The organism is Martelella sp. AD-3 (assembly GCF_001578105.1).
Classification (GTDB): domain Bacteria; phylum Pseudomonadota; class Alphaproteobacteria; order Rhizobiales; family Rhizobiaceae; genus Martelella.
In genome coordinates this window covers 2,845,303-2,868,314 of the sequence record NZ_CP014275.1, presented here as the reverse complement: position 1 = coordinate 2,868,314, position 23,012 = coordinate 2,845,303, and the positions used below count along the sequence as shown (strand labels likewise).

The following is a 23,012-nucleotide window of genomic DNA, read 5'->3' as shown; positions in this document are numbered from 1 at the left end:
CTTGGGGCAACATCGATAGGGTGAGACGCATGGAAAAGACGATTCGTATTCTCGGCATCGATCCGGGCCTTCGCCGCACCGGCTGGGGCGTGATAGAGACGCTCGGCAATTCGCTGAAATTCGTCGCCTCCGGCACGGTAACGACGGATGGTCAGATGGACCTTGCCTCGCGTCTCAGGCAGTTGCATGACGGGCTCTCGGAGGTCGTGCACGGGCAGCGGCCCGACGAGGCGGCGGTGGAGCAGACCTTTGTCAACAAGGATGCGGTGGCGACGCTGAAGCTCGGCCAGGCGCGCGGCATCGCGCTTCTGGTGCCCTCTCTTGCCGGCCTGCATGTTTCCGAATATGCGCCGAACGCGGTGAAGAAGGCGGTGATCGGCGTCGGCCACGGCGACAAGGAGCAGATCCACATGATGCTGAAGGTCCTGATGCCGAAGGCTCAGTTCAAGGGCAGCGACGCGGCGGATGCGCTGGCGATCGCCATCTGTCACGCGCATCACCGCGGCGCGAACCGGATGATGAAGGCGGCATTGGCCGGATAGGAACAGGCGAGCATGATCGGCAAGTTGAAGGGCGTGATTGACGAGATCGGCGACGACCATGTGCTCGTCGATGTCCATGGCGTCTGTTATGTGGCTTTCTGTTCGGCGCGCACGCTCTCGCGCATCGGTTCGCCGGGCGAGGCCGTGACGCTGGTGATCGAGACCTTCGTGCGCGAGGATCAGTTGAAGCTCTATGGTTTCATCAGCGCCGAGGAGCGCGGCTGGTTCAACCTGCTGCAGAGCGTGCAGGGGGTCGGAACCCGTGTGGCGCTCGCCATCCTGTCGACGCTTTCGGCAGGCGAGGTGGCAAACGCCATCGCGCTTGGCGACAAGACAGCGGTCTCGCGCGCGCCGGGCGTCGGGCCGAAGGTCGCGACGCGCATCGTCAACGAGCTGAAGAACAAGGTGCCCGCCGGGCTTTCCATGGGCGACAGCGAGGGCGTCGCCTTCCGCCAGGATGTGGGCGAGGGAAAGGCGCCGGCGGCCGTCTCCGACGCGATTTCCGCGCTCTCCAATCTCGGCTATTCGCGCGACCAGGCCGCGGGCGCGGTTTCCGCCGCGCTGAAAAAGGCAGGCGAGGACGCCGACAGTGCCGTCCTTATTCGTCTGGGGTTGAAGGAATTGGCGAGTTGATCCTTTCATGCTAATGCTGTCCTTGCAGGGTGTTAAATGTAAGGACACGTGGCGATGAGCGTCTACTACGGCACCATGACATCGAAGGGGCAGACGACTGTTCCCGCCGAGATCCGGGCGATCCTCAATCTCCATCCCGGCGACCGCATACGCTATGTCGTGCGCGACGGCGAGATTGTCATGAAGGCCAAGAATAAGCGGGCGATCGACCTCAAGGGTCGGTTTCACGACCCCGAAAGGGAGACGATTTCGACGGAAGAGATGGAGGATATCGTCGGAGAGGCAATTGCAACGCATGTGGCCGAGCGTTCATGATCGGTCTCGATACGAATGTCCTCCTGAGGTTGGTATTGCAGGATGACGAAAGTCAGTCGCAGGCCGTGAACGACCTGATCCGGCAATTGCCGGAGAAGGGGCCAGGCTTTATCAATTGTATCACGCTGATGGAGTTTGCCTGGTTTCTGCGCAAGCGCCTTGGCGTTTCGCGCGACGATGTCTCGCTGGCGATCGGCGACCTTCTCGAGGCGGGCGACATTGAAATGGAAGATGAACGTCTGGTCGAGAGCGCCCTTGATCTGATGCGGCAGACGAGTGCCGAATTTGCCGATATCCTGATCGCGCTCAGGAACGAACAGGCGGGATGTCGCGTCACTATGACGCTAGACAAGGCCGCCGCGGCTGCAATTCCGGGAATGGAACTTTTGAAATGAGCGAACCCGAACGCCTGATATCGCCCGAGACCCGCGTCGAAGATCTCGATGCCGCCATGCGGCCGCAGACGCTGGATGATTTTACGGGCCAGGCGGAGGCGCGTGCGAACCTGAAGATCTTCATCGAGGCTGCCAAAAGGCGCGGCGAAGCGCTGGATCACGTTCTCTTCGTCGGCCCGCCGGGGCTCGGCAAGACCACGCTGGCGCAGATCATGGCCAAGGAACTCGGCGTCAATTTCCGCGCCACCTCGGGGCCGGTGATCGCCAAGGCCGGCGATCTGGCCGCGCTTCTGACCAATCTAGAAGAACGGGACGTGCTGTTCATCGACGAAATCCACCGGCTGAACCCGGCCGTCGAGGAAATTCTCTATCCGGCGATGGAAGATTTTCAGCTCGACCTGATCATCGGCGAGGGGCCGGCGGCCCGCTCGGTCAAGATCGATCTGTCGAAATTCACGCTGGTGGCCGCCACCACCCGGCTCGGCCTTCTGACGACGCCGCTGAGGGACCGGTTCGGCATTCCCGTCCGGCTCAATTTCTACACGGTCGAGGAGCTCGAGAGCATCATCCGTCGCGGCGCGCGGCTGATGGGGCTCGGCATGAGCGATGACGGCGCGCGCGAAATCGCCCGTCGGGCGAGGGGGACGCCGCGCATTGCCGGACGGCTGCTCCGCAGGGTGCGCGACTTTGCCGAGGTGGCCGACGCCACCGAAGTCTCGCGCATAATTGCCGACGAGGCGCTGACGCGGCTCGAGGTCGATCATATGGGCCTCGACCAGCTGGACCGGCGCTATCTCAACATGATCTGCCAGCATTTCGGCGGCGGTCCGGTCGGCATCGAGACGATCGCGGCCGGGCTTTCGGAGCCGCGCGATGCCATCGAGGATATCATCGAGCCCTATATGATCCAGCAGGGCTTCATCCAGCGCACCCCGCGCGGCCGGGTGATGACGGCGACCGCCTGGAAACATCTCGGCCTCAATCCGCCGAAGGAAGTCGACCAGTTCCGGCTGTTTGACGAGGGCGAGTAGCGATCGGGGACGAGAGACCGGCCTCAGACCGCGATCATCTCCACCTTCTTCTCGACGAAACGCAGCGCGACTTCGCCGTTGAGAAGTTGCAGGGCCGGCTCGCCGAAAAGCTTGCGTCGCCAGCCCTTCATCGCTTCGACATCGGCCTCCTCGCCCTCCGCCGCGATCCTGTCGAGATCGTCGGACGAGGCGATGACGCGGGCGGCGACCTGGTTCTGCTCGGCGACGATCTTGAGCAGCACCTTGAGAAGCTCGGCTGCCGCGGCGGCGCCCTCGGGCAGTTGCGGCTGGCGCGGTATGCGCGGCAGTTCCGCCTTGGGGATGTCGAGCGCCGATCTGACCGCCGCCATCAGCGCGGAGGCCGGCTGCGAACGCTCCCAGCCCTTCGGGATCATGCGCAGCCTGGCGAGCGCTTCCGGCTCGGTCGGGTGCTGCTGGGCGATCTCGTAAACGGCGTCATCCTTCAGCACCCGGCGGCGGGGCACGTTGCGATCGCGCGCCTCGCGCTCGCGCCAGGCGGCGACGGCCTGCATCACCGCGAAATCGATCGGCTTCTTGATCCGGAGTTTCAGCCGCGTCCACGCCTGCTCGGGCGGCAGATCGTAGGTTGCCGGCGATTCCAGGATCGCCATTTCCTCGTCCACCCAGTCGGTCCGGCCTTCGCGGGAGAGTTCTTCCTTCAGTTTCAGGTAGACGTCGCGCAGATGGGTGACGTCGGCCAGCGCATAGGACAGCTGCTTGTCGTCGAGCGGACGGGCGCGCCAGTCGGTAAAGCGCGACGACTTGTCGATATGGGCCCCCGTCAGCCGTGAGACGAGCTGGTCGTAGGAGATCGAATCGCCGAAGCCGCAGACCATGGCCGCCACCTGCGTGTCGAACAGCGGCGCCGGCAGCAACCCGCCCATATGATAGACAATCTCGAGATCCTGGCGGGCGGCGTGGAAAACCTTGACCACGGACGGGTCGGCCATCAGTTCGAAAAACGGCTTCAGGTCGATGCCCCTGGCCAGCGGGTCGACGAGCACCTCCATGTCCGGACTTGCCATCTGGATCAGGCAGAGTTCCGGCCAGAAGGTGCTTTCGCGGATGAATTCAGTGTCGACGGTGACGAATTCGGATCTGGCGAGCTTGGCGCAGGCCTCTTCAAGTGCGGCAGTGGTTTCGATCATCAGGACATATCGGTCGTTGGGTTTCGCCATCTTTCCTTGGCCTTTAGGGCGATGATGTCAAGGCATGGCGAAAAATGGCGCAGGGAAAAGGGCGCTTGCGGGCCTCACGCCGGCGGTAAAGCTTGCTGTTGCGCGCCCGATGTGGTTTAGCAGCGTCCAAACGGCTTTGCCTTGACAAAGAGGGCCTGCCATGCGCTTTTCCGCCGGAATTCACCGCGAAGCCCGGCGCGGAATGCCGCCTGCCTGCCTTCCAGAACCTTTTACGGATAAGACTATGCACCGCTATCGCAGCCATTCCTGTGCCGCCCTCAAGAAGTCCGACGTTGGCCAGACCGCCCGCCTTTCCGGCTGGGTGCACCGCGTGCGCGACCATGGCGGCGTGCTCTTCATCGACCTTCGCGACCATTACGGCATGACCCAGGTGGTCGCCGATCCGGATTCGCCCGCCTTTTCCAATGCGGAGAAAGTGCGCGGCGAGTGGGTGATTCGCGTCGACGGCAAGGTGCGCGCACGCACCGAAGAGACGGTGAACCCGAGCATGGCGACCGGCGAGATCGAGCTTTACGCCGAGGAGATCGAGGTTTTGTCGGCCGCGAAGGAGCTGCCGCTGCCGGTTTTCGGCGAGCCGGAATATCCGGAAGACCTGCGTCTGAAATACCGCTTCCTGGACCTTCGCCGCGAAACGCTGCACGCCAATATCGTCAAGCGCACCAAGATCATCGCCGAAATGCGCAGGCTGATGGGCGAGGCCGGCTTCACCGAATATTCGACGCCGATCCTGACGGCCTCCTCGCCGGAAGGCGCGCGCGACTTCCTCGTGCCGAGCCGTATCCACCAGGGCAAGTTCTACGCCCTGCCGCAGGCGCCGCAGCAGTACAAGCAGCTGCTGATGGCCTCCGGTTTCGACCGCTATTTCCAGATCGCGCCCTGCTTCCGCGACGAGGATCCGCGCGCCGACCGCTTGCCGGGCGAATTCTACCAGCTCGACCTGGAAATGAGCTTTGTCGAGCAGAATGACATTCTGGAAACGATGGAGCCGGTGCTGCGCGATGTGTTCAAGGCGTTTGCCAACGGCAAGCCGGTGACCGAAGAGTTCCCGCGCATTCCCTATGACGTTGCCATGCGCAAATACGGTTCCGACAAGCCGGACCTGAGAAACCCGATCGAGATGGAAGCCGTGACCGAGCATTTTGACGGTTCGGGCTTCAAGGTCTTCGCCGGCATGATCGCCAAGGATCCGAAGGTCGAGGTCTGGGCCATTCCGGCCAAGACCGGCGGCTCCCGCGCCTTCTGCGACCGGATGAATTCCTGGGCGCAGTCGCAGGGTCAGCCGGGCCTCGGTTACATTTTCTGGCGCAAGGAAGGTGAGGACGTCACCGGCGCCGGTCCGCTCGCCAAGAATATCGGTCCCGAACGCACCGATGCGATCCGCGTACAGCTTGGCCTGGAAGACGGTGACGCCTGCTTCTTCGTCGCCGGTCGTCCGGACCAGTTCGTCCGCTTTGCCGGCGAGGCGCGCACGCGCGTCGGCGACGAACTGGGCCTGACCGACAAGGACCGCTACGCGCTGTGCTGGATCGTCGACTTCCCCTTCTACGAATGGAACGAGGACGAAAAGCGGATCGACTTTGCCCACAACCCCTTCTCCATGCCCCAGGGCGGCATGGAAGCGCTGAAGGCGGCCGATGGCGACGAAGGCCTTCTGGCGCTGAAAGCCTTCCAGTATGACATGGTCTGCAACGGTTTCGAGATCGCCTCGGGCGGCATTCGCAACCACTCGCCGGAGACCATGGTTGCGGCCTTCGGCCACGCCGGTCTCGGCGCCGATGTGGTCGAGGAGCGCTTCGGCGGCCTCTACCGCGCCTTCCAGTACGGCGTTCCGCCCCATGGCGGCATGGCGGCCGGCATCGACCGTATCGTGATGCTGCTCGTCGGCGCGAAGAACCTGCGTGAGGTCACGCTGTTCCCGATGAACCAGCAGGCGCAGGATCTTCTGATGTCCGCCCCCGCCGAGGCGAGCCCGGCGCAGCTGCGCGAGCTTGGCCTGCGCATCCTGCCGCAGAAGAAGGACTGACCGAAAGGGGCGCTTCCATCGAAGCGCCCGGGTCTGTATCCTGCGCGGATGGATGACGACATCTGCATCATGAGCGGGTTCCCGCCGTTCCTGCGCAAAGAGGCGGCGGCGCTTTATCTCGACGCCTTCGGCGACAAACTCGGGATCGTTTTGGGGCGTGACGGGCGCGCGGCGGCTTTCATCGCTGCCGTGCTGGAGCCGGAATTTGCGGTGAGCGCGGTCAGCGCCGACGGGACGAGGCTTCTTGGCATCGCGGGCTACAAGACCGGCAAAGGCGCCATGGTGGGCGGCGGGATGCGCGATCTCGCCGCGGTCTACGGCTGGCCCGGCGCCTTGTGGCGCGCACCGCTCTCGCTCCTGTTCGAGCGCGAGAACCGCAACGGGCAACTGCTCATGGACGGCATCGCCGTGCGGGACGATGCGCGCGGCCGAGGCATTGGAACGCGTCTGCTGACGGCCGTTTGCGAGAAAGCCTCCGTCCTTGGCTGTACGTCGGTAAGGCTTGACGTGATCGACACCAATCCGCGCGCGCGGGCGCTCTATGCGCGAAACGGGTTTGTCGCAACAAAAGACGAAGACCTTGGCCTTCTGCGACATGTTTTCGGCTTCTCCAAGGTAAGCCGAATGGAGAGGACGCTCTAACGATGCGCTAGAGCATTTCGCAGTCAGATGGAAACATCTGGCGTCCGCGAAAATGCGTCCAAACAAATCGATAGGGCGGTCCCGCGTTTCCATGACGGGCGGAACCGGTTTGGCTGTGTCTTGCTGCCGGGCGGGCAGGCCCGAGAAACGCGATGAAGCGGGAAGAACGGCTTGGCCGTGGCGCGAAAGCCGCGCCCCCATTGCCGGCATATATGAAAACCGGCGGGCCCTCCGCCGGTTTTCGGGACTGTCCTATTCGTTCGCCGTGACCTGAAGGTTCAGGAGCTTCGGGATCGATTGCGGCGCGGCCGCTCCCGCCATGACGACAGCGAGGATCGGCATCTGCATCTGCGGCTTGATGGAGACGGAGAAATTCTGCGGATCGGCGAAGTAGGCGCCGACGGCGGTCGTCACCATATCCGCAAGGTCCGGAACATTCATCTCCGCAAGGCTCTTACCGAGATCGACCTCGATCTTGTCGGCCATTTCCTCGGCCGTCAGATCCTCCTTCTCCGCTGCATATTGCAGTGCCCGCGTGGTGATCGAATCATCGACGAAGCTGATGGCGAGTTCCGAAAGACCGATCTTCTGGCCGAGCTCGAGGAGGTATTGCTGATAGGGGCTTTCGGCCTCGCCGTCTTCCGCGGCCTGCATGTCCTGCGGGTCGGCGGGCGCTTCCGCCGCGAGCCGTTGCAGGGTCTCGATAGTCTCGAGCGTCAGCCCGGTCATGGCGAATCGGATATTGAGCGCGCCGACATCCTCGACCGCGATCTCATAGGTTGAAAAATCGAGATCGCCGGACGTCGTGTCCCAATCGCCGATGATGGTGACGTCGGCGTTCATCGTCATCAGGTCGAGCGCGGTCAGCGTCGCGCGCGCATCCTCATCCATGTCGTCCAGCCCGGAAAGATCGATCGCGATGCCGGCCACATTGGCAAGGAAGCTTGCCTTGCTGTCATCCGCGCTGAAAGTCTGGTTGCCGGTGGCGCTTGCGATGGTGACGATCTGATGGCCTTCGCTTGTGAAGGTGATGTCGGACGCTTCCGTGGAGCCCGCATAGCTCCAGCCGGCGAAGGCCTCCAGATCGGGCGTTGCCGGGACCTTGATGTCGCCCTGGATCAGAGATCCGATGGCGATCTCGAAGTCGTCGCCGGCAAAGGCCATGTCGAAAGCCGAAACCTTGTCGATCGTGTAGCCGCCGCTGCCGTCTTCCTTCACGCCTTCGAAATTCAGCGTCATCGGCGCGACCTGCTCCATCTCGCTGAACTCCTGCGCGCGCTCAGGGTCGGCGCTGTAGACCACGCCGGAGACCGTCAGGCCGCCGTCAGGGCCTTCCTCGACATCGTCATAGGTGAAAGTGACGCCGCCCTGCGCCTTCGAGGCGGCATTGAGCTTGGCGAGCATGTCCTCTCCATCGAGCGCGAAGGCGGGAACCGACATCGCTGCGAGGACGCTGCCGGCGAGAAGAAGGTGGCGGAAAGGCGCTTTGTGCATGGTGTCACTCCCGGGATTGGTCTGATTCTCGTTGATGTTATTCGGCATATAAGACTGAAATGCAATTGTGCCAGAAAAGATGTGGCCGCAGGCCGCCGGCTCGCCCGGCGCAAGGGCGGGTTTTGTGGCCGGAGGCCCTTGTTTTCAGGGGATTGGCCGCCTTCCCGCCTTGCGGGAGCCGGTTGCATCCTCTAACACAACCCCTATGGGAAACGAAATTCTTCCGCCGGATGACGGCGACAACCACATCGATGCCGTGGACCTGCGCAAGGCGCTGGAAGAACGCTATCTCGCCTATGCGCTGTCAACGATCATGCACCGCGCCCTGCCGGATGTGCGCGACGGGCTGAAGCCCGTGCACCGCCGCATCATCCACGGCATGAGCGAGATCGGCGTGCGGCCCGGCTCCGCCTACAAAAAATGCGCCCGTATTGTCGGCGATGTCATGGGTAAGTTCCACCCCCATGGCGATGCCTCGATCTATGATGCGCTGGTACGTCTGTCGCAGAGCTTTGCCCAGCGCTATCCTATGGTCGACGGCCAGGGCAATTTCGGCAATATCGACGGCGATAGTGCCGCGGCCATGCGCTACACCGAGGCGCGCATGACCGATGTGGCGGCGCTGATGCTGGAAGGCATCGACGAGGACGCCGTCGATTTCCGCCCGACCTATAACGAGGAGGACGAGGAGCCGGTGGTGATGCCCGGCGCCTTCCCGAACCTGCTCGCCAACGGTTCCACCGGCATCGCCGTCGGCATGGCGACTTCCATTCCCCCGCACAATGCCCATGAATTGTGCGAGGCGGCGATCCACCTGATCAAGCACCCCGACGCCACCGTCGAAGACCTGGTGACGTTGCCGAACGCCGACGGACCGAAGGCGAACATGATCCAGGGGCCGGATTTTCCGACCGGCGGCATCATCGTCGAGGATTTCGACTCAATGGTCGAAACCTACAGGACCGGGCGCGGCGGCTTCAGGGTGCGCGCGCGCTGGGAGAAGGAAGATCTCGGGCGCGGCAACTACCAGATCGTCGTCACCGAAATACCCTATGGCGTGCAGAAATCGCGGCTGATCGAGAAGATCGCCGAACTCTTGATCGCCCGCCGCCTGCCGCTTCTGGAAGACATCCAGGATGAATCGGCGGAGGATATCCGCGTCGTCCTGGTGCCGAAGTCGCGCGCCGTCGACCCCGCGCTTTTGATGGAATCGCTGTTCAAGCTCACCGATCTGGAAAGCCGCTTTTCCATGAACATGAACGTGCTCTCCCAAGGCAAGGTGCCGAAGGTGATGGGCCTCGTCGATGTTCTCACGGAATGGCTCGGCCACCGCCGCGATGTGCTGCAGCGCCGCTCGCGCCACCGGCTTGCGGCGATCGACCGTCGGCTGGAAATCCTCGGCGGCCTTCTGGTCGCCTATCTGAACCTTGACGAGGTAATCCGGATCATCCGCGAGGAGGACGAGCCGAAACAGGTGATGATCGAACGCTTCGGGATCACCGACGTGCAGGCGGAAGCCATCCTCAACATGCGGCTGCGCGCGCTGCGCAAGCTCGAGGAAATCGAGATCCGCAAGGAATTCGACGCGCTGACGGCGGAAAAGGCCGAGATCGAGGCGCTGCTTGCCTCCGACGACAAGCAGTGGCAGACGGTGGCCTGGGAAATCGGCGAGGTGAAGAAGACCTTCGCCAAGGCCACCGAACTCGGCCGCCGCCGCTCCACCTTCGACGATGCGCCGGAGACCGATGTCGAGGCCATCCAGCAGGCGATGATCGAGAAGGAGCCGGTCACCATCGTCATCTCGGAAAAGGGTTGGGTGAGGGCGCTGAAGGGCCATGTCGACGCCTCCGGCCTGTCGTTCAAGGATGGCGACAGCCTGAAGCTTTCCTTCCCGGCGCAGACCACCGACAAGCTTTTGATCGTCACCACCGGCGGCAAGGCCTTCACGCTCGGCGCCGACAAGCTGCCGGGCGGGCGCGGCCACGGCGAACCGCTGCGCATCATGGTCGATATCGACGCGGACCAGGACGTCGTCACCGCCTTCGTGCACGAGCCCGGCCGCAAGATGCTGATCGCGTCCACCGCCGGCAACGGCTTCGTCATCGACGAAGACCAGATGGTTGCCAACACCCGCAAGGGCAAGCAGGTGATGAATGTGACGATGCCGGTCGAAGTGAAGCTGCTGACGCCCGCGACCGGAGACCACGTCGCCGTCATCGGCGAGAACCGCAAGCTCCTCGTCTTTCCGCTGTCGCAGATCGCCGAGATGGCGCGCGGCAAGGGCGTGCGCCTGCAGCGCTACAAGGACGGCGGCCTTTCGGACGCAAAATGCTTCGCGCTGGAAGACGGCCTCACCTGGACCGACAGCGCGGGGCGGACCCACACCCGCAGCGTCGACGAACTGATGGAATGGCGCGGCGACCGCGCCACAGCCGGCCGGATCGCCCCGAAGGGCTTCCCGAGGAACGGGACGTTCCGGGGGTAGTGTGGGAAATTCGGCCGCACTACCTCTGCTACGCCACGCTGTTTGATCCTCGCTGGGTTCTCCGATCTTGTTCCGGTCAATCTCCCCCCTCGAGGGGGAGATGCCCGACAGGGCAGAGGGGGGTGAGCCATTTCCCAAAGCACGGAGTTGGCGGCCAATGCCGATACCCCTCTCTGTCGCGTTCGCGACATCTCCCCCTCAAGGGGGGAGATTGTTCTGGAGGGGGGCATCGTCGTCGCATCCCTCTAATTTTCCAAGTCATCGCTTGACATATTTGCGGCGATGATTTTCAAAGGCATTGCTTGTTAAATAACCGTCGCGCTTCGGCGCGCCATCACGGGAGACATAAAATGGCCTTTGAACTGCCCGCTCTGCCTTATGCCCATTCCGCCCTTGCCGACCGCGGCATGGGGCAGGAGACGCTGGAACTGCATCACGGCAAGCATCACCAGACCTATGTGACGACGCTCAATGGCTTCGTCGAGAAGAATGCCGATCTGCAGGGCAAGTCGCTGGAAGAGATCATTGCCTTTTCCAGGGACAAGGCCGATCTCGCGCCTGTCTTCAACAATGCCGGCCAGCACTGGAACCACCTGCATTTCTGGAACGCGCTGTCGCCCGATGGCGGCGGCATGCCCGGCCGTCTGGAAGCCAAGATCACGCAAGATTTCGGCTCGGTCGATGCCTTCAAGGATGCCTTCAAGGCGGCCGCCGTCGGCCAGTTCGGCTCCGGCTGGGCCTGGCTGGTGCTGGGCGAGGACGGCAGGCTGAAGACGGTGAAAACGCCGAACGGCTCCAATCCGTTGGCAACGGGTGAGGGCAAGGTCCTGCTCGGCCTCGATGTGTGGGAACATTCCTACTATCTCGACTTCCGCAACCGTCGTCCCGATTATGTCGGCAACTTCCTCGATCATCTCGCCAATTACGAATTCGCCGAAGCCAATCTCGGCTGATGAAGGGACGGGCGCCGCGCCTTTGTTGAACAGGCGCGGCGTTCGCTGATCCGATGACTTATGCTGTTGCCCAAGACTGCGGCGGCCTCTTCTTCGAAAAACCGGGAGAGGGAGCATGACGGTCGATGCCTTCGCCGCAAGCGGGGCGCGGGCCATGCCGCTTGGCGCGCCGGCGCGCCCGCCGATCGACAAGGCTGACTTCCGCGATGCGATGGCCTCGCTTGCCGCAACCGTCTGCATCGTCGGGGCGGCCACCGAGGGGGAGCGCTCCGGCCGCACCGCGACCGCGGTCTTCTCCCTCAGCGGCTCGCCGCCCTCCATCCTGGTGTCGATCGACGCAGGCGCGCATCTGGCGGGGTTGATTGCGGAAAAGGGCGCGTTCTCGCTCGCCATGCTTTCGGCGACGCAATGGACGGTGGCGGATGCCTTTGCCGGCCGCATCGCGCCGGCTCATCGCTTCAAATGCGGCACATGGACGGCGTGGCCCTCCGGCAATCCGAAGCTTGAGGGCGCGATGACGGCGCTCGATTGCGATGTGATCGGCCGGATCGATACCGGCACGCATGTGCTCTTTGCCGGTTCGATCGCCGAAATCGCGCGGAAGGCGGGGGCGACCCCGCTGATCTGGCACGGGCGCGGTTACAGGCGGCTGGGTTAGGGGCTCAGGCCTTCGTGAGCTTGCGGTGCAGCACCTGCATTTGCCGGGCGGCCTGCAGATCGCCCTTGCGCGCGGCAACGTCGGCGCCGATTGCAAAGGTCTCGATGGCGTTCGCGGTGTCGCCCTTGCGCTGATAGGCCTTGCCGAGCGCCGAATAGGCGGCGGAATAATCGGGGTCGAGTTCAAGCGCGCGGGTCAGGTGCGCGATCGCCTCGTCCAGCCGGTCCTCGCCGGCCAGAATGCGGCCGAGCGTCAGCCGGCAGAGCGCGTTGTCCTTGCCTGCGGCAACCTGTTTTTCCAGCGCCTCGCGAATTCCGGCGGGCATGCAGCTTTCCTTTCCCATCTCTAGCGCGTCTCGCTCACGACATAGGTGCAGCGCCTGCCGCCCTTGACGATATGCTCGTCGCGACGAATGTCGACAGAGGGGCCGAGAAGCTGGCGGAAGATCGCGAGTTCCGAGCGGCAGAACCCCTGGCAGGCGGTGGCCGCCGCGCAGATCGGGCAGTGGTGCTCGACAAGGCGCCGCGTGCCGTCCTCCGCCTCGTACCAGTCCGCCATATAGCCTTCGGCAGACCGCAGCCGGGTCAGAACTGTGAGCTTTTCATCCAGACTGTCGCAGCCCTCCATCGCCGCCCGGTAGAGGCTGCCGGTGCGCCGTTCGCGTGCGGCAATCACCGTTTCAAGCGCAGCTTCGCCAAGCTCGGCGCGGATGTTATCCAGGAGCTCCACGGTCAGCGACGCATGGGTGTCGGGAAAGCGCCCCTCTCCGGCCGGCGTCAGGCTCCATAGCTGGCGCGGGCGACCGACGCCCGAACGCCGGCTTTCCGCCGCAACGAGCCCGGTTTCGGCCAGCCGTGAGAGCTGCTGGCGCGCGGCCTCGCCGGTGGTGCCGGTGCGTTTGCCGAGATCGGCCGCCGTCAGGGGCCCGTGCATTTTCAGTTGCATCAGAATGCGGTCGGCGGCGCTGCGGGTCATATAACCGGCGCTCGGGCTGCTCGTCTGGGGATCGGTGTCGCTTGCCATGCTTCATCGGGTGTTCTGTGTCGCCCGACCCGTATAGCGGGCCGGTCTTTTCAAAGCAATGGCTTTGTAAATCGGATCGGCATGTCCGTGCTTCCACCAAAGGCGGAACCGCTCTAGCGCGAACCCGGGTTGTCCGGGTCGAAGTCGAACCGGTCGGGCACGGCCATGCCGGCCTCAAGGTGTTTTTCGATGGCGCGCAGCGACACGCCGTCGCGATAGAGCCACGGATCGCCGGTCTCCCGCTGCCAGGCCTCGGTCGCGGCGCGCATCGCAAGCAGGCGATCGCGATGGGCCGGGTCACCGGCCAGATTTTTGACCTCGTGCGGGTCGGCCTCCAGATCGTAAAGCTCCTCCGGCGGACGGCGGACATAGTCCTTGACCGAACGGTCGCCGATCATCGCAGGGGTCTGGTTGCGAATGCCCTCCCAGGTCAGCGAGCCGTAGAGATCGCCGGAAAAGGGAAAATCCAGCTGCCAGGCGACATTGCGGTGATATTTGTAGCGCGTGGTGCGCATGAAGCGCGTCGGCCAGTAATTGGTGATCTCGTGGAAGGTGTGCGAGCCGAACACGGACTGCCAGTCATCCTCAAGCGTTTCTGATTCGAGGATCGGCAGCAGTGAGCGGCCCTTGCGCGGGCCGGGCGGGGCTGCGTGGCCCGCCCAGTCGAGAAAGGTCGGCAGGATATCGGTGAAAGACACCAGATTGGGGTTGGCGACGCCACCGCGTCCGCCCGGCTTGCGGATGATCAGCGGCAGGTGCACGCCGGCATCGTAAAGCGTGGTCTTGGAATTGAGGAAGGGGGAGCCGTTGTCGGAGAGGAAGACGACGAGCGTCTCATCGGCAAGGTCCGCTTTCTCTAGTCCATCCAGCACCATGCCGACGCCCTGGTCGAGGCGATGGATCGAGCGATAATAATCGGCGAGTTCCCGGCGCACTTCCGGCAGGTCGGTCAGGAAGGGCGGCACGGTGACGTCTTCCGGCGCAAAGATGCGATCCTCGACGCCGGGATAGGAGCGGTCATTGCCGAAGCCGCCGCGGGTCTCGTCGCGGTGCGGATCGATGAAGCCGATGGTGAGGAAGAAGGACTTCTGCTCAGCCTTGGCGCTGTCGAAAAAGGCTGCCGCGCGGTCGGCCGTCCGGCGCACGTCACGTTCCCAGCTTTCCGCGCGCACCTGCCAGGGATAGACCGCGTCCGGCCCCACATGGATCTTGCCGACGATCCCGGTCTTCATGCCGGCGGCGTTCAGAAGCGCCGGCGCGGTCTCCACATGATCGAAGGTCATGAAATGGTGGTGGTCGTGGTTGAGGCCGTATTGCCCGGTCTCATGGGTGTGGAGCCCCGTATAGATCACCGAGCGGCTGGCCGAACACGAGGCGGTCGAGGTGAAGGCCATGTCGAAGCGCGTGCCGCTTGCGGCCAGACGGTCGATATTGGGCGTCGCGATCGCCGTCTCGCCGTAGCAGCCGGTCATGCGCCCCAGATCGTCGGCGATCAGAAGGAGGATATTGCGCATGATGGCTGGCTCCGTTGAAGACTGAGGGGGGCGGAACTGCGAGGAAATTCGCTGATCACCGCGCCGGCCACATCAATGCCGCGTCGAAGCGCCGAACGGTCGGAGGCCCCTTCCGCGACAGCGCTCAGATAGCCGGCATTGAAGGCATCGCCGGCGCCGACCGTGTCGATCACCGCGAGCGGCGCGGCATGTTCGACCAGATAGTTGCGGGCATGATAGCAGGCAGCACCCTCCGCGCCGCGCTTGACGACGAGGGTGGCGTCGGGGCGCATATCGGGGCTGAGCGTGCGGCAGGCGGCATGAACGGTCTTCTCGCCGGAAAGGCCAAGGACTTCCTTGTCGTTCAGCAGGATATGGTCGGCGAGGCGGGTCCATTCACGGGCTTTGGCGATTGCGGCATCGCTCCAGCCCTCGCCCGGCCAGCCGGGGTCAATGGCGATGGTGGCGCCGCGCGCCCTGAGCCGCTCAAGAAAGGCCGTATGCTCGTCGAGAAGTCCTGGCAGGGCGAAACCGCCGGAGACAAGCGCGATCGCGCCTTCAAGCGGCCAGTCCTCAAGGGCTGAAGAGAAGAAGGCCGCATCAAGCCCGTCAAGATGGCCGTTGGTGGAAAAGAAACTGCGCTCGCCGCCCGTCTGCAGCACGCCGACGGAGATCGAGGTTGGACCGGGCCGGGTCGCGATCCTGTCGAGCGGGCCGGAGAACTGCCGCGTGATCATTGCGCCCGCGGCATCGCTGCCGGTTGCCGAGACGAGGCCGACGGTCTGACCGAGCCGCTGCAGCACGAGCGCGGTATTGGCCGCCGAGCCGCCGATGCGGAAGTCGGACTTTTCCAGAAACACTTCCGTGCCCCAGTCCGGCCAGTCATCAACGCTGCCGGTGACGAGATCGAGATTGGCGTTGCCGATGACCGCGATCGGGCGCGGCGCGTCGGATGGCCTGAAGCTGCTGTTCATATCGCCCGCCTCCTAAACCGCGACGCCCGCCTTGTCGAAACGGTGCAGCGCCGCTTCGTCCGGCGTCACATAGACCGTCTCGCCGGCTGAAAAATCCTGCGCCCCGAGAGCGCGCACGTTCAGCATGCCGGCCTCATCGGTCTCGACATGAATGAAGGTGTCGCTGCCGAGTTCTTCGGACAGCAGCACCTTGCCGGCCCAGCGGCCGTCTTCACGGGAAATCGCGAGATGTTCCGGCCGGATGCCGCAGGCCGCCGCGCCGAACCCGTCAGCAATCTCACCCTCGATCACATTCATGCGCGGCGAGCCGATGAATTCGGCGACGAAGCGGCTGGCGGGCTTCATGTAGAGCTCCATCGGCGTGCCGACCTGCTCAACCCGTCCGGCGTTCAGCACCACGATGCGGTCGGCAAGCGTCATCGCCTCGACCTGGTCGTGGGTTACATAGATCATGGTGACGCCCTTCATGCGCTTGTGGAGCGCCGCGATCTCGATGCGGGTATCGACCCTGAGTGCCGCGTCGAGGTTGGAGAGCGGCTCGTCGAACAGGAAAATCCGCGGCTGGCGGGTGATCGCCCGGCCGATGGCGACGCGCTGGCGCTGGCCGCCGGAAAGCTGGCGCGGCTTGCGGTCGAGATAGGGGGTGATCTGCAGCATCTCGGCCGCCTCGCGGATGCGCTTGTCTGCCTCGGCCTTGTCGAGCCTGGCCTGTTCCAGGCCGAAGGCCATGTTCTCGTAGACCGTCATATGCGGGTAGAGCGCGTAGGACTGGAACACCATGGAGATGCCGCGCTTTGCCGGCAGCACATTGTTGACGCGCTCGCCGTCGATCATCAGGTCGCCACCGGAAATATCCTCCAGCCCGGCGATCAGGCGCAAAAGCGTGGACTTGCCGCAGCCCGACGGGCCGACGAAGACGACGAATTCGCCCTTTTCGAGGCTGAGGTCGATATCCTTCAGCACCTCGACATGGCCGAAGGACTTGCAGATCTTGTTGAGTTCGATGGAGGCCATGAGACTATCCTTTCACGGCGCCGGCTGTGAGGCCGGAAACGATTTTTCGCTGGAAGACGAGGACGAGCGCGATCAGCGGCACGGTGACGATCACGGAGGCCGCCATGATATTGCCCCACGGCACCTCGAATTCGGAAAGGCCCGAGATCATCGCGATCGCCACCGGCACGGTGCGCTGGCTGTCGGTGGAGAGAAAGGTGAGGGCGAACAGGAACTCGTTCCAGGCATGGATGAAGGCGAGCAGCCCGGTCGTCACCATCGCCGGCCACATCAGCGGCAGGAAGATGCGGCGGATGATGGTGAACGCCGAGGCTCCGTCCATGATCGCCGCCTCCTCGATCTCGATCGGCATGTCGCGCATGAAGGTGGTCAGCACCCAGACCGTAAACGGCAGGGTGAAGATCATGTAGGAAAACACCAGCGACCACAGCGAGTTGAAGAGGCCAAAGGCGCGGATCAGCTCGAACAGGCCGGAGAGCACGGCGATCTGCGGAAACATCGACACCGACAGAATGGTGAAGAGCAGCATCCCGCGTCCCCTGAACCGGATGCGGCTGAGCGCAAAGGCTGCCGTCACGCCCAGGAACAGCGAGAAGATGACGACCACGGTGGCGACGAACACAGAATTGAAGATCTGGTGGCCGAAGACGCCGTCGGTCAGCATGTGCTGATAATTGGCGAAGGTCAGCGCCTTCGGCAGATAGTTCACCTCAAACAGCGCCTGACCATTCTCCAGCGACGTCAGGATGGCGTAGTAGAAGGGAAACAGGGCCTGGGCGAGGATAACCAGAACCAGGGCATAGAAGGCGATGCGTTTGATCGGTGCGGGGACGGTCATCTGTCGCCTCCAAGGTTCATGCGGGTGGCGCGGATGAAGCCGATCGTCAGAAGCGCGATGATCAGGAACAGCAGCGTGGAGGCCGCCGAGCCATAGGCGAAGCGATCGAAATCGAACAGGTTCTCGCGCGCGAAAACCGACATGGTGGCCGTATTGGCATTGTTGGGGGTCAGCACATAGACGATGTCGAAGACGCGCAGCGCATCGAGCGCGCGAAAAACGATCGCCACCAGCACGGCCGGCATGATCAGCGGCAGGGTGACCTTGCGGAACACGCGGACGGGATGAATGCCGTCGAGCTTGGCCGCCTCATACATGTCCTTCGGCACCATCTGCAGGCCGGCGAGGATCAGAAGCGCCATGAAAGGCGTGGTCTTCCAGATGTCGACGATCAGCACGGCAAGCATGGCGGTATCGGGATCGGCCGTCCATGCCACGGGCTCGGCGATGATATGCAGCTTCATCAGCATGTCGTTCAGAATGCCGAACTGGTCATGCATCATCCAGGCCCACATCTTGGCCGAGACGATGGTGGGGATCGCCCAGGGGATCAGCACGGCGGCGCGCACCAGCGAGCGGCCAAAGAACTGGGTGTTGAGCACGAGCGCGATGACCATGCCGAAAATGGTTTCGAACAGCACCGAAAAGAAGGTGAAGCGCAGCGTGTTCCACACGGCCCGCCACCAGTCCGGGTCGGCGAGCAGTCCGTAATACTCGCCTTCGCCGCCGCCATAATCGAGATATTCGAGATAGTTTCGGAAGCCGACCCATTGCGCCTGGCCGGGAAAATCGATCGAGGCGTCGGTAAAGCCGAAATAGATCGTCTTGACCAGCGGATAGACCGCGACCACGGCAAGCACCGCGAGCATCGGCGCCAGGAAGACCCAGGCGGAAATCACCCGCTGTTGTGACAGGGTCGATTTTTCGACCGGTTCTGCCATGTTCCGTTCCCTTCTTGTCATTGGTTGAGACGGCGCCGCGCGCACATTAACCGCACGGCGCCGACTGATCTTACCAGCCGTTGCCGCGCAGGCGCTTCAGCTTTGCTTCCAGCTTGGCGAGGTTCTGCTCGGCGGTGCCGTCGCCGGCAAGCGTATCATGCACGGCGGTCCAGAACTCCGAGGAGACTTCGTTATACTTGCGCTTGGTTGCGGCGGAAGGACGCGGCAGGGCGTTGAGCACGACCGGCTTCCAGCGCGGAATGAAGGGCTGCGCCTCGGCCACTTCCGGATCGTCGTAGACGGCCGTCACCGTCGGCGGACGCGAGGTCTCGATCGCGCGTTCCTTCTGGTTTTCGAAATTGTTGAGGAACTTCACCAGTTCGATCGCCTCGTCCGGATTGGGCGAATATTTGGAAACGGCGAGATGCCAGCCGCCCAGCGTCGCCGCCGAACTGTCGCCTTCGCCGCCGACGGGCAGCGTGGTCACGTCGAACTTGCCCTTGACCGGGGAATCCGGACCGTCGGCCAGCGCATAGGCGTAGTTCCAGTTGCGCATGAACACGGCATTGCCGGACTGGAACACGCCGCGCGCGTCCTCTTCCATGTAGTTGAGCACGCCCTGGGGCGCGATCGTGCCGACCCAGGATTTCGCCATGTTCAGCGCTTCGGCCGCTTCCGGATTGTTGATGCCGATCGAGCCGTCAAGCTCGACGATGCGGCCGCCGCCATAGGAGTAGATCCATTCCTGGCCGTTGCAGGTCAGCCCCTCATAGGGGGCGCCCTGGAAGACGAAGCCCCACATGTCTGCGTTGCCTTCGGCCCGCTCGCCATCCATGATGACCTTCGCGGTTTCGGTCATCTGGTCCCAGGTCTCGGGAACCGGCTGATCGTATTTTTCCAGGAGGTCCGTGCGGTAGTAGAGCGCCGGGGCGCCGAGGAACATCGGCAGCGCGACGAGCTTGCCGTCGACGGTCTGCGATTCAACGGCTGCCGGCACGAACTGGTCGATGATATCGGCGGTCGCCTCCGTCAGGTCGATGAAATGGTCGGCCAGCTGCGGCGCACCGATGACGTCGATGCGGTAGACGTCGATATCCGGCGACTTGGCCGAAAGCCAGAGCTTGTACTGGCCGAACTGGTCGGTGGTCGATTCCGGCATGGAGACGATGTTGACCGTGTTGCCGGTCTTCTCCTCATAGCGGTCGAGTTCCTTGCGCAGGACCTCGTTGTCCTTGCCGATCGCGCCATGGACGATGTTGAGCTCAACCGCGCCGGCCGAAACCGACATCAGGGTGCTGGCGGCCAGCAGCACGCCGGTGAATGTCTTGAAATACTTCATTGCCTGTTCTCCCTCCGGTCGCTGTGCGGACCGGTTTTGAAAAGTTCCCGCTTGTTGGAATACCGCCCGTTTCGGTCGGTCTTTCCTTTCTGATGGCAATCCGGCGATATCCCGCCCCGATTGCCTGGTTCACGCCGGTACGAAGACCCGCGAAGTCTGACTGGTCCGATTACGCCTCCTTTCTGCAGAAAATCGGCGAGGTCCAGGCCATCTGGCCGGTTTTCTCGCGCAGTCGCACATAGATATTCTCGCCGGCCTCAAGCGCGCCGAGGGCCACGCTGCCCTGCCATTGCCATTGATGCGGGCGGGGCAGGGCGTGAAAACGGTAGGCGGGGCTGTCGATCGGGCCGAGATTGCCCGAGACCGCGCCCTCGAAAAGGTCCTCAATCGCGATGTCGAGCTGTTTGCCGGAGAGCTCGGCCTTCAGCCTCGCACCCGGTTGCGCTTTGAGCCGGATGGCAAAGCCCTGCGTCGCCGGGGTCACATTGTTGGGGTTGGCGGCGGCGGTGACGGAAAAGGTCACCCTGCCGCCGGTCAGGTCGAGCGTCGGCAGCACCGCCGCCTCGTCCTCGCCCTCCAGCGGCGAGACGATCTCGGCGCCGCGGAAACGCGGCTCCACGCTCAGGAATTCGCCGCCTTCGAGGTTGAGCGTCCCCGCCCAGTCATGGCTCTTGCCGCGCGCGCCCCAGCCGAGTTCGACATAGAGAATGGTCTCCGTCGTCGCGCCGTCGCCGGGGTCCACCGGGGCGGGCTCGAGTTCGGGCGAGATGCGGGCGAAAAGCGCGCCGTTGCGGGAGACGTCGATCACATCGATGAAACCGCCGCCAATGGCCTCGATATCGAGCACAGCCTTGTCCGAAGGAGCGGCGATGCCGCCCTGAACCGTGTCGCCGATTGCCGTCAGAAGGTGAATATTGTCGCCGGTCAGCGCATTGGTGCGCCGCGCGCGCATGGCCGCGAAGATTGCGTCGCGATCATCCGCCCCGGCATAGACCGCCATGCGGCCATGGCCGTAAGAGCCGGGAAAGGCGGAGTGGTGGTCGGTATTGCCGATAATGCCGAAGACCGCGCCGCGCTTCAGCCCCGCCCGCATGGTCGAGGCGCCGTTCACCGGGCCCATGGAATGCAGGTAGGAGCGTTCCGACTCCGACTCCTCGGCGCAGCCATGCATGGAAAACATCTCGACGAAGGGCGACAGTTCGGGATCAAACGTGTCCCAGTTGATGCCGCGCGCGCCCTGCCGGTAGCCGATATGATGCGGGAAGGCGAGGGCGCGGTCCCCCTTGGCGGCCGTCAGCGCGGACTTCAGGTCTTCCGGCGTGTCGGCCAGTTCCGGCTCCGCCACGTCAAGATCGGCATAGACGATGGTGTAGTCGCCATGCGCGCAGGAATGAATTTCATAGCCGGGGAAAACGGCGAAATTTCCGGGATTTTCGTAAGTCGAAAGCGTCTCGAAATGGCCCTTCCAGTTGGCCTTCAGTTTGGCGAAACCCTTGACGTGGAAGTCGACGATATGGGCCACCTCCGGCACGTCGATAGGCATGTCCGGCCAGGCGGCGTGACCGGTGACGGAGACGAAGTCGAGCTGCAGCGCCGCGCGCGCCAGCGCGTCCTCCAGCCGTCCATGGCCATAGGACAGCGCCGAGTGGTTATGGATATCGCCATAGAGCGGCTGCAGGCCGAGCCGGTTGGCGAGCGGCGTCAGGCGTTCGGGAAAGCGTCTGGTCATCGGGCAAACTCCTGTGTTGCCGGATCAACCGGCATGCCGCCGTTCGTCATGGATTTCTGCGCGGCGAGCACGAGGCGCAGCGAGGCCAGCCCGTCTTCGATGCCGACCGGCGGGTTTTCGCCATCCATGAAGCGGCGAAGCGTCCTGACGAGTTCGAGATCGGCGCCGAAATGGGTCGAGGTCCGGTCCGGATTGGTAAAGCCGAGCGTGCCGTGCTTGCGGCCGAAATCCTCGACGATGTCGATTACGCCGGAATGGCGTTCCATGCGGATGCGGCCGGACGAGCCGACGATCTCCAGCGTTTCCTGGTCCTCCGCCCAGGGCCCGAATATGGCAAAGAACAGACAGGCCGTGACGCCATTCGCGTAACGGATGGTGACGATGGCGTGGTCGTCGATATCCGCGCCCGGTTGGTAGACGCAGGTGTCGTTACGGTCCTCTATCAGCGACGCCTCGCTCCAGCTCGCATTGGCGACTGCGCCGGCGCCCTCGAAACGGTCGACGAGGGTTTCGTGCCGGCGATAGGGACAGTCCCGGTCGCAGATCGAGCAGCGCTCCGGCGCGTTCGGATCGGGCGGGAAGACATTGCTGCGGCCGCCGACGGCGGTGACGGAAACCGGCCGGGATGCGGCGACCCAGTTCAGCACGTCGAAATGATGCGAACACTTGTCGTTGAGCGCGCCGCCCGACAGCGCCTGCTTGCGGTGCCAGAGCTGCAGATAACGCGTATAGGGTATGACCGAGCGCAGCAGGATCATCTGCGGGTCGCCGACGCGGCCTTCATGGGCAAGCTTCACCGTCTCCACCCAGGGCTTTTCGTAACGCCGGGTAAAGGCCATCAGCATCGGCTGTCCAGCCTTGGTCTCCGCCGCCAGAATGGCCTCGGCATCCTCAAGCGTCACCGAGATCGGCTTGTCGAGATAAACCCGTTTGCCGGCGGCGATCGCGGCTTCGACCGGGGCGCGATGGGCGTTCGTATGGGTAGTGACCACCACGAGGTCGACGGCGGGATCGGAGACGGCATCCTCAAGGCTCGCAAACACGCGCACGGCGTGACGGACGCCCGCCTTGCCGTAAAGCGCGTTCAGGTGGTCGGCGGCGTAACCCGCGCGGTCCTCCAGCCGGTCGAACACGCCGACGATGCGGAAGCCGGTTTCGCCGGCGATCTCGGCCATGCGTGAGCCGACATAATAAATGCCGCGTTCGCCCGCGCCGATGATGGCGACGCCTGTTGTTTTTTGCTGGACCGGCTCGTGGAGCATGCAACGCC

General features: G+C 63.7%; 22 protein-coding genes. 10 read left to right on the top strand and 12 right to left on the bottom strand.

The genetic code is table 11. The features are described from left to right. The first annotated feature begins 29 nt into the window (after positions 1-29). Genes ruvC through ruvB form a run of 5 tightly spaced genes read left to right on the top strand, consistent with a single transcriptional unit; the run spans position 30 to position 2,916 of the window. A complete protein-coding gene (gene ruvC, locus AZF01_RS13385) occupies positions 30-542 on the top strand; it encodes a crossover junction endodeoxyribonuclease RuvC (RefSeq protein WP_024708150.1) in 513 nt (170 codons plus the stop codon). Positions 543-554: 12 nt separating this feature from the next. Continuing rightward, positions 555-1,175, top strand: a complete 621-nt coding sequence (ruvA, locus tag AZF01_RS13380) for a Holliday junction branch migration protein RuvA (RefSeq protein WP_024708151.1) — start codon at positions 555-557, stop codon at positions 1,173-1,175. Positions 1,176-1,229: 54 nt separating this feature from the next. Then, entirely contained in the window at positions 1,230-1,490 is a 261-nt protein-coding gene (locus tag AZF01_RS13375; RefSeq protein ID WP_024708152.1) for a type II toxin-antitoxin system PrlF family antitoxin, read from the top strand. After that, positions 1,487-1,885, top strand: coding sequence for a PIN domain-containing protein (locus AZF01_RS13370; protein ID WP_024708153.1), 399 nt, complete (start codon positions 1,487-1,489; stop codon positions 1,883-1,885). Before AZF01_RS13375 ends, AZF01_RS13370 begins: the two co-directional genes overlap by 4 nt. After that, entirely contained in the window at positions 1,882-2,916 is a 1,035-nt protein-coding gene (gene ruvB / locus AZF01_RS13365) for a Holliday junction branch migration DNA helicase RuvB (RefSeq protein ID WP_024708154.1), read from the top strand. Before AZF01_RS13370 ends, ruvB begins: the two co-directional genes overlap by 4 nt. A gap of 23 nt (positions 2,917-2,939) precedes the next feature. Here the strand turns inward: ruvB and rnd are convergent, their stop codons facing one another. Then, positions 2,940-4,085 carry a ribonuclease D gene (rnd, locus tag AZF01_RS13360; protein ID WP_024708155.1) on the bottom strand — a complete coding sequence of 382 codons (1,146 nt, stop codon included), beginning with the start codon at positions 4,083-4,085 and terminating at the stop codon, positions 2,940-2,942. A 274-nt stretch (positions 4,086-4,359) separates the two neighbouring features. Here rnd and aspS point away from each other — a divergent pair, with 274 nt between their 5' ends. Then, entirely contained in the window at positions 4,360-6,159 is a 1,800-nt protein-coding gene (gene aspS, locus AZF01_RS13355) for an aspartate--tRNA ligase (RefSeq protein WP_024708156.1), read from the top strand. Between the two features lie 69 nt (positions 6,160-6,228). Beyond that, the gene (locus tag AZF01_RS13350; protein WP_036237121.1) at positions 6,229-6,801 is read left to right on the top strand and encodes an N-acetyltransferase; all 573 of its coding nucleotides are present in this window, start codon (positions 6,229-6,231) and stop codon (positions 6,799-6,801) included. A 252-nt stretch (positions 6,802-7,053) separates the two neighbouring features. On the opposite strand, the gene AZF01_RS13345 is transcribed toward AZF01_RS13350, so the two are convergent. Next, positions 7,054-8,295, bottom strand: coding sequence for a hypothetical protein (locus AZF01_RS13345; RefSeq protein ID WP_152534526.1), 1,242 nt, complete (start codon positions 8,293-8,295; stop codon positions 7,054-7,056). A gap of 205 nt (positions 8,296-8,500) precedes the next feature. Here AZF01_RS13345 and parC point away from each other — a divergent pair, with 205 nt between their 5' ends. From parC to AZF01_RS13330, 3 genes are all read left to right on the top strand, one after another. Further along, on the top strand, positions 8,501-10,780 hold the full coding sequence (gene parC / locus AZF01_RS13340) for a DNA topoisomerase IV subunit A (RefSeq protein WP_024708159.1): 2,280 nt from the start codon (positions 8,501-8,503) through the stop codon (positions 10,778-10,780). A gap of 350 nt (positions 10,781-11,130) precedes the next feature. Further along, positions 11,131-11,733, top strand: coding sequence for a superoxide dismutase (locus AZF01_RS13335; RefSeq protein ID WP_024708160.1), 603 nt, complete (start codon positions 11,131-11,133; stop codon positions 11,731-11,733). Between the two features lie 115 nt (positions 11,734-11,848). Next, complete coding sequence (locus tag AZF01_RS13330; RefSeq protein WP_024708161.1) at positions 11,849-12,391, top strand: flavin reductase family protein; 543 nt, start codon at positions 11,849-11,851, stop codon at positions 12,389-12,391. A gap of 4 nt (positions 12,392-12,395) precedes the next feature. On the opposite strand, the gene AZF01_RS13325 is transcribed toward AZF01_RS13330, so the two are convergent. The 10 genes from AZF01_RS13325 to AZF01_RS13280 all read right to left on the bottom strand — a co-directional run bounded on the left by AZF01_RS13325 (position 12,396) and on the right by AZF01_RS13280 (position 23,004). Continuing rightward, positions 12,396-12,716: a tetratricopeptide repeat protein gene (locus AZF01_RS13325; RefSeq protein ID WP_051424068.1), complete on the bottom strand. Its 321-nt coding sequence runs from the start codon at positions 12,714-12,716 to the stop codon at positions 12,396-12,398. Between the two features lie 20 nt (positions 12,717-12,736). Then, complete coding sequence (locus AZF01_RS13320; protein ID WP_244435554.1) at positions 12,737-13,414, bottom strand: metalloregulator ArsR/SmtB family transcription factor; 678 nt, start codon at positions 13,412-13,414, stop codon at positions 12,737-12,739. 113 nt (positions 13,415-13,527) lie between these two features. Continuing rightward, positions 13,528-14,928, bottom strand: coding sequence for a sulfatase (locus tag AZF01_RS13315; protein ID WP_024708164.1), 1,401 nt, complete (start codon positions 14,926-14,928; stop codon positions 13,528-13,530). Beyond that, positions 14,907-15,881: a carbohydrate kinase family protein gene (locus tag AZF01_RS13310; RefSeq protein WP_024708165.1), complete on the bottom strand. Its 975-nt coding sequence runs from the start codon at positions 15,879-15,881 to the stop codon at positions 14,907-14,909. The genes AZF01_RS13315 and AZF01_RS13310 overlap by 22 nt, the downstream gene beginning before the upstream one ends. Before the next feature lie 12 nt (positions 15,882-15,893). Continuing rightward, positions 15,894-16,895 (bottom strand): ABC transporter ATP-binding protein, encoded by a 1,002-nt coding sequence (locus AZF01_RS13305; protein ID WP_024708166.1) that lies wholly within the window; start codon positions 16,893-16,895, stop codon positions 15,894-15,896. A gap of 4 nt (positions 16,896-16,899) precedes the next feature. Beyond that, positions 16,900-17,733: a carbohydrate ABC transporter permease gene (locus AZF01_RS13300; RefSeq protein WP_024708167.1), complete on the bottom strand. Its 834-nt coding sequence runs from the start codon at positions 17,731-17,733 to the stop codon at positions 16,900-16,902. Beyond that, complete coding sequence (locus AZF01_RS13295; protein ID WP_024708168.1) at positions 17,730-18,674, bottom strand: carbohydrate ABC transporter permease; 945 nt, start codon at positions 18,672-18,674, stop codon at positions 17,730-17,732. Before AZF01_RS13295 ends, AZF01_RS13300 begins: the two co-directional genes overlap by 4 nt. 70 nt (positions 18,675-18,744) lie before the next feature. Further along, positions 18,745-20,013 (bottom strand): ABC transporter substrate-binding protein, encoded by a 1,269-nt coding sequence (locus tag AZF01_RS13290; protein WP_024708169.1) that lies wholly within the window; start codon positions 20,011-20,013, stop codon positions 18,745-18,747. A 169-nt stretch (positions 20,014-20,182) separates the two neighbouring features. Next, positions 20,183-21,742: a hypothetical protein gene (locus AZF01_RS13285; protein ID WP_024708170.1), complete on the bottom strand. Its 1,560-nt coding sequence runs from the start codon at positions 21,740-21,742 to the stop codon at positions 20,183-20,185. Then, positions 21,739-23,004 (bottom strand): Gfo/Idh/MocA family protein, encoded by a 1,266-nt coding sequence (locus AZF01_RS13280; RefSeq protein ID WP_024708171.1) that lies wholly within the window; start codon positions 23,002-23,004, stop codon positions 21,739-21,741. Before AZF01_RS13280 ends, AZF01_RS13285 begins: the two co-directional genes overlap by 4 nt. Between the last annotated feature and the right edge of the window lie 8 nt (positions 23,005-23,012).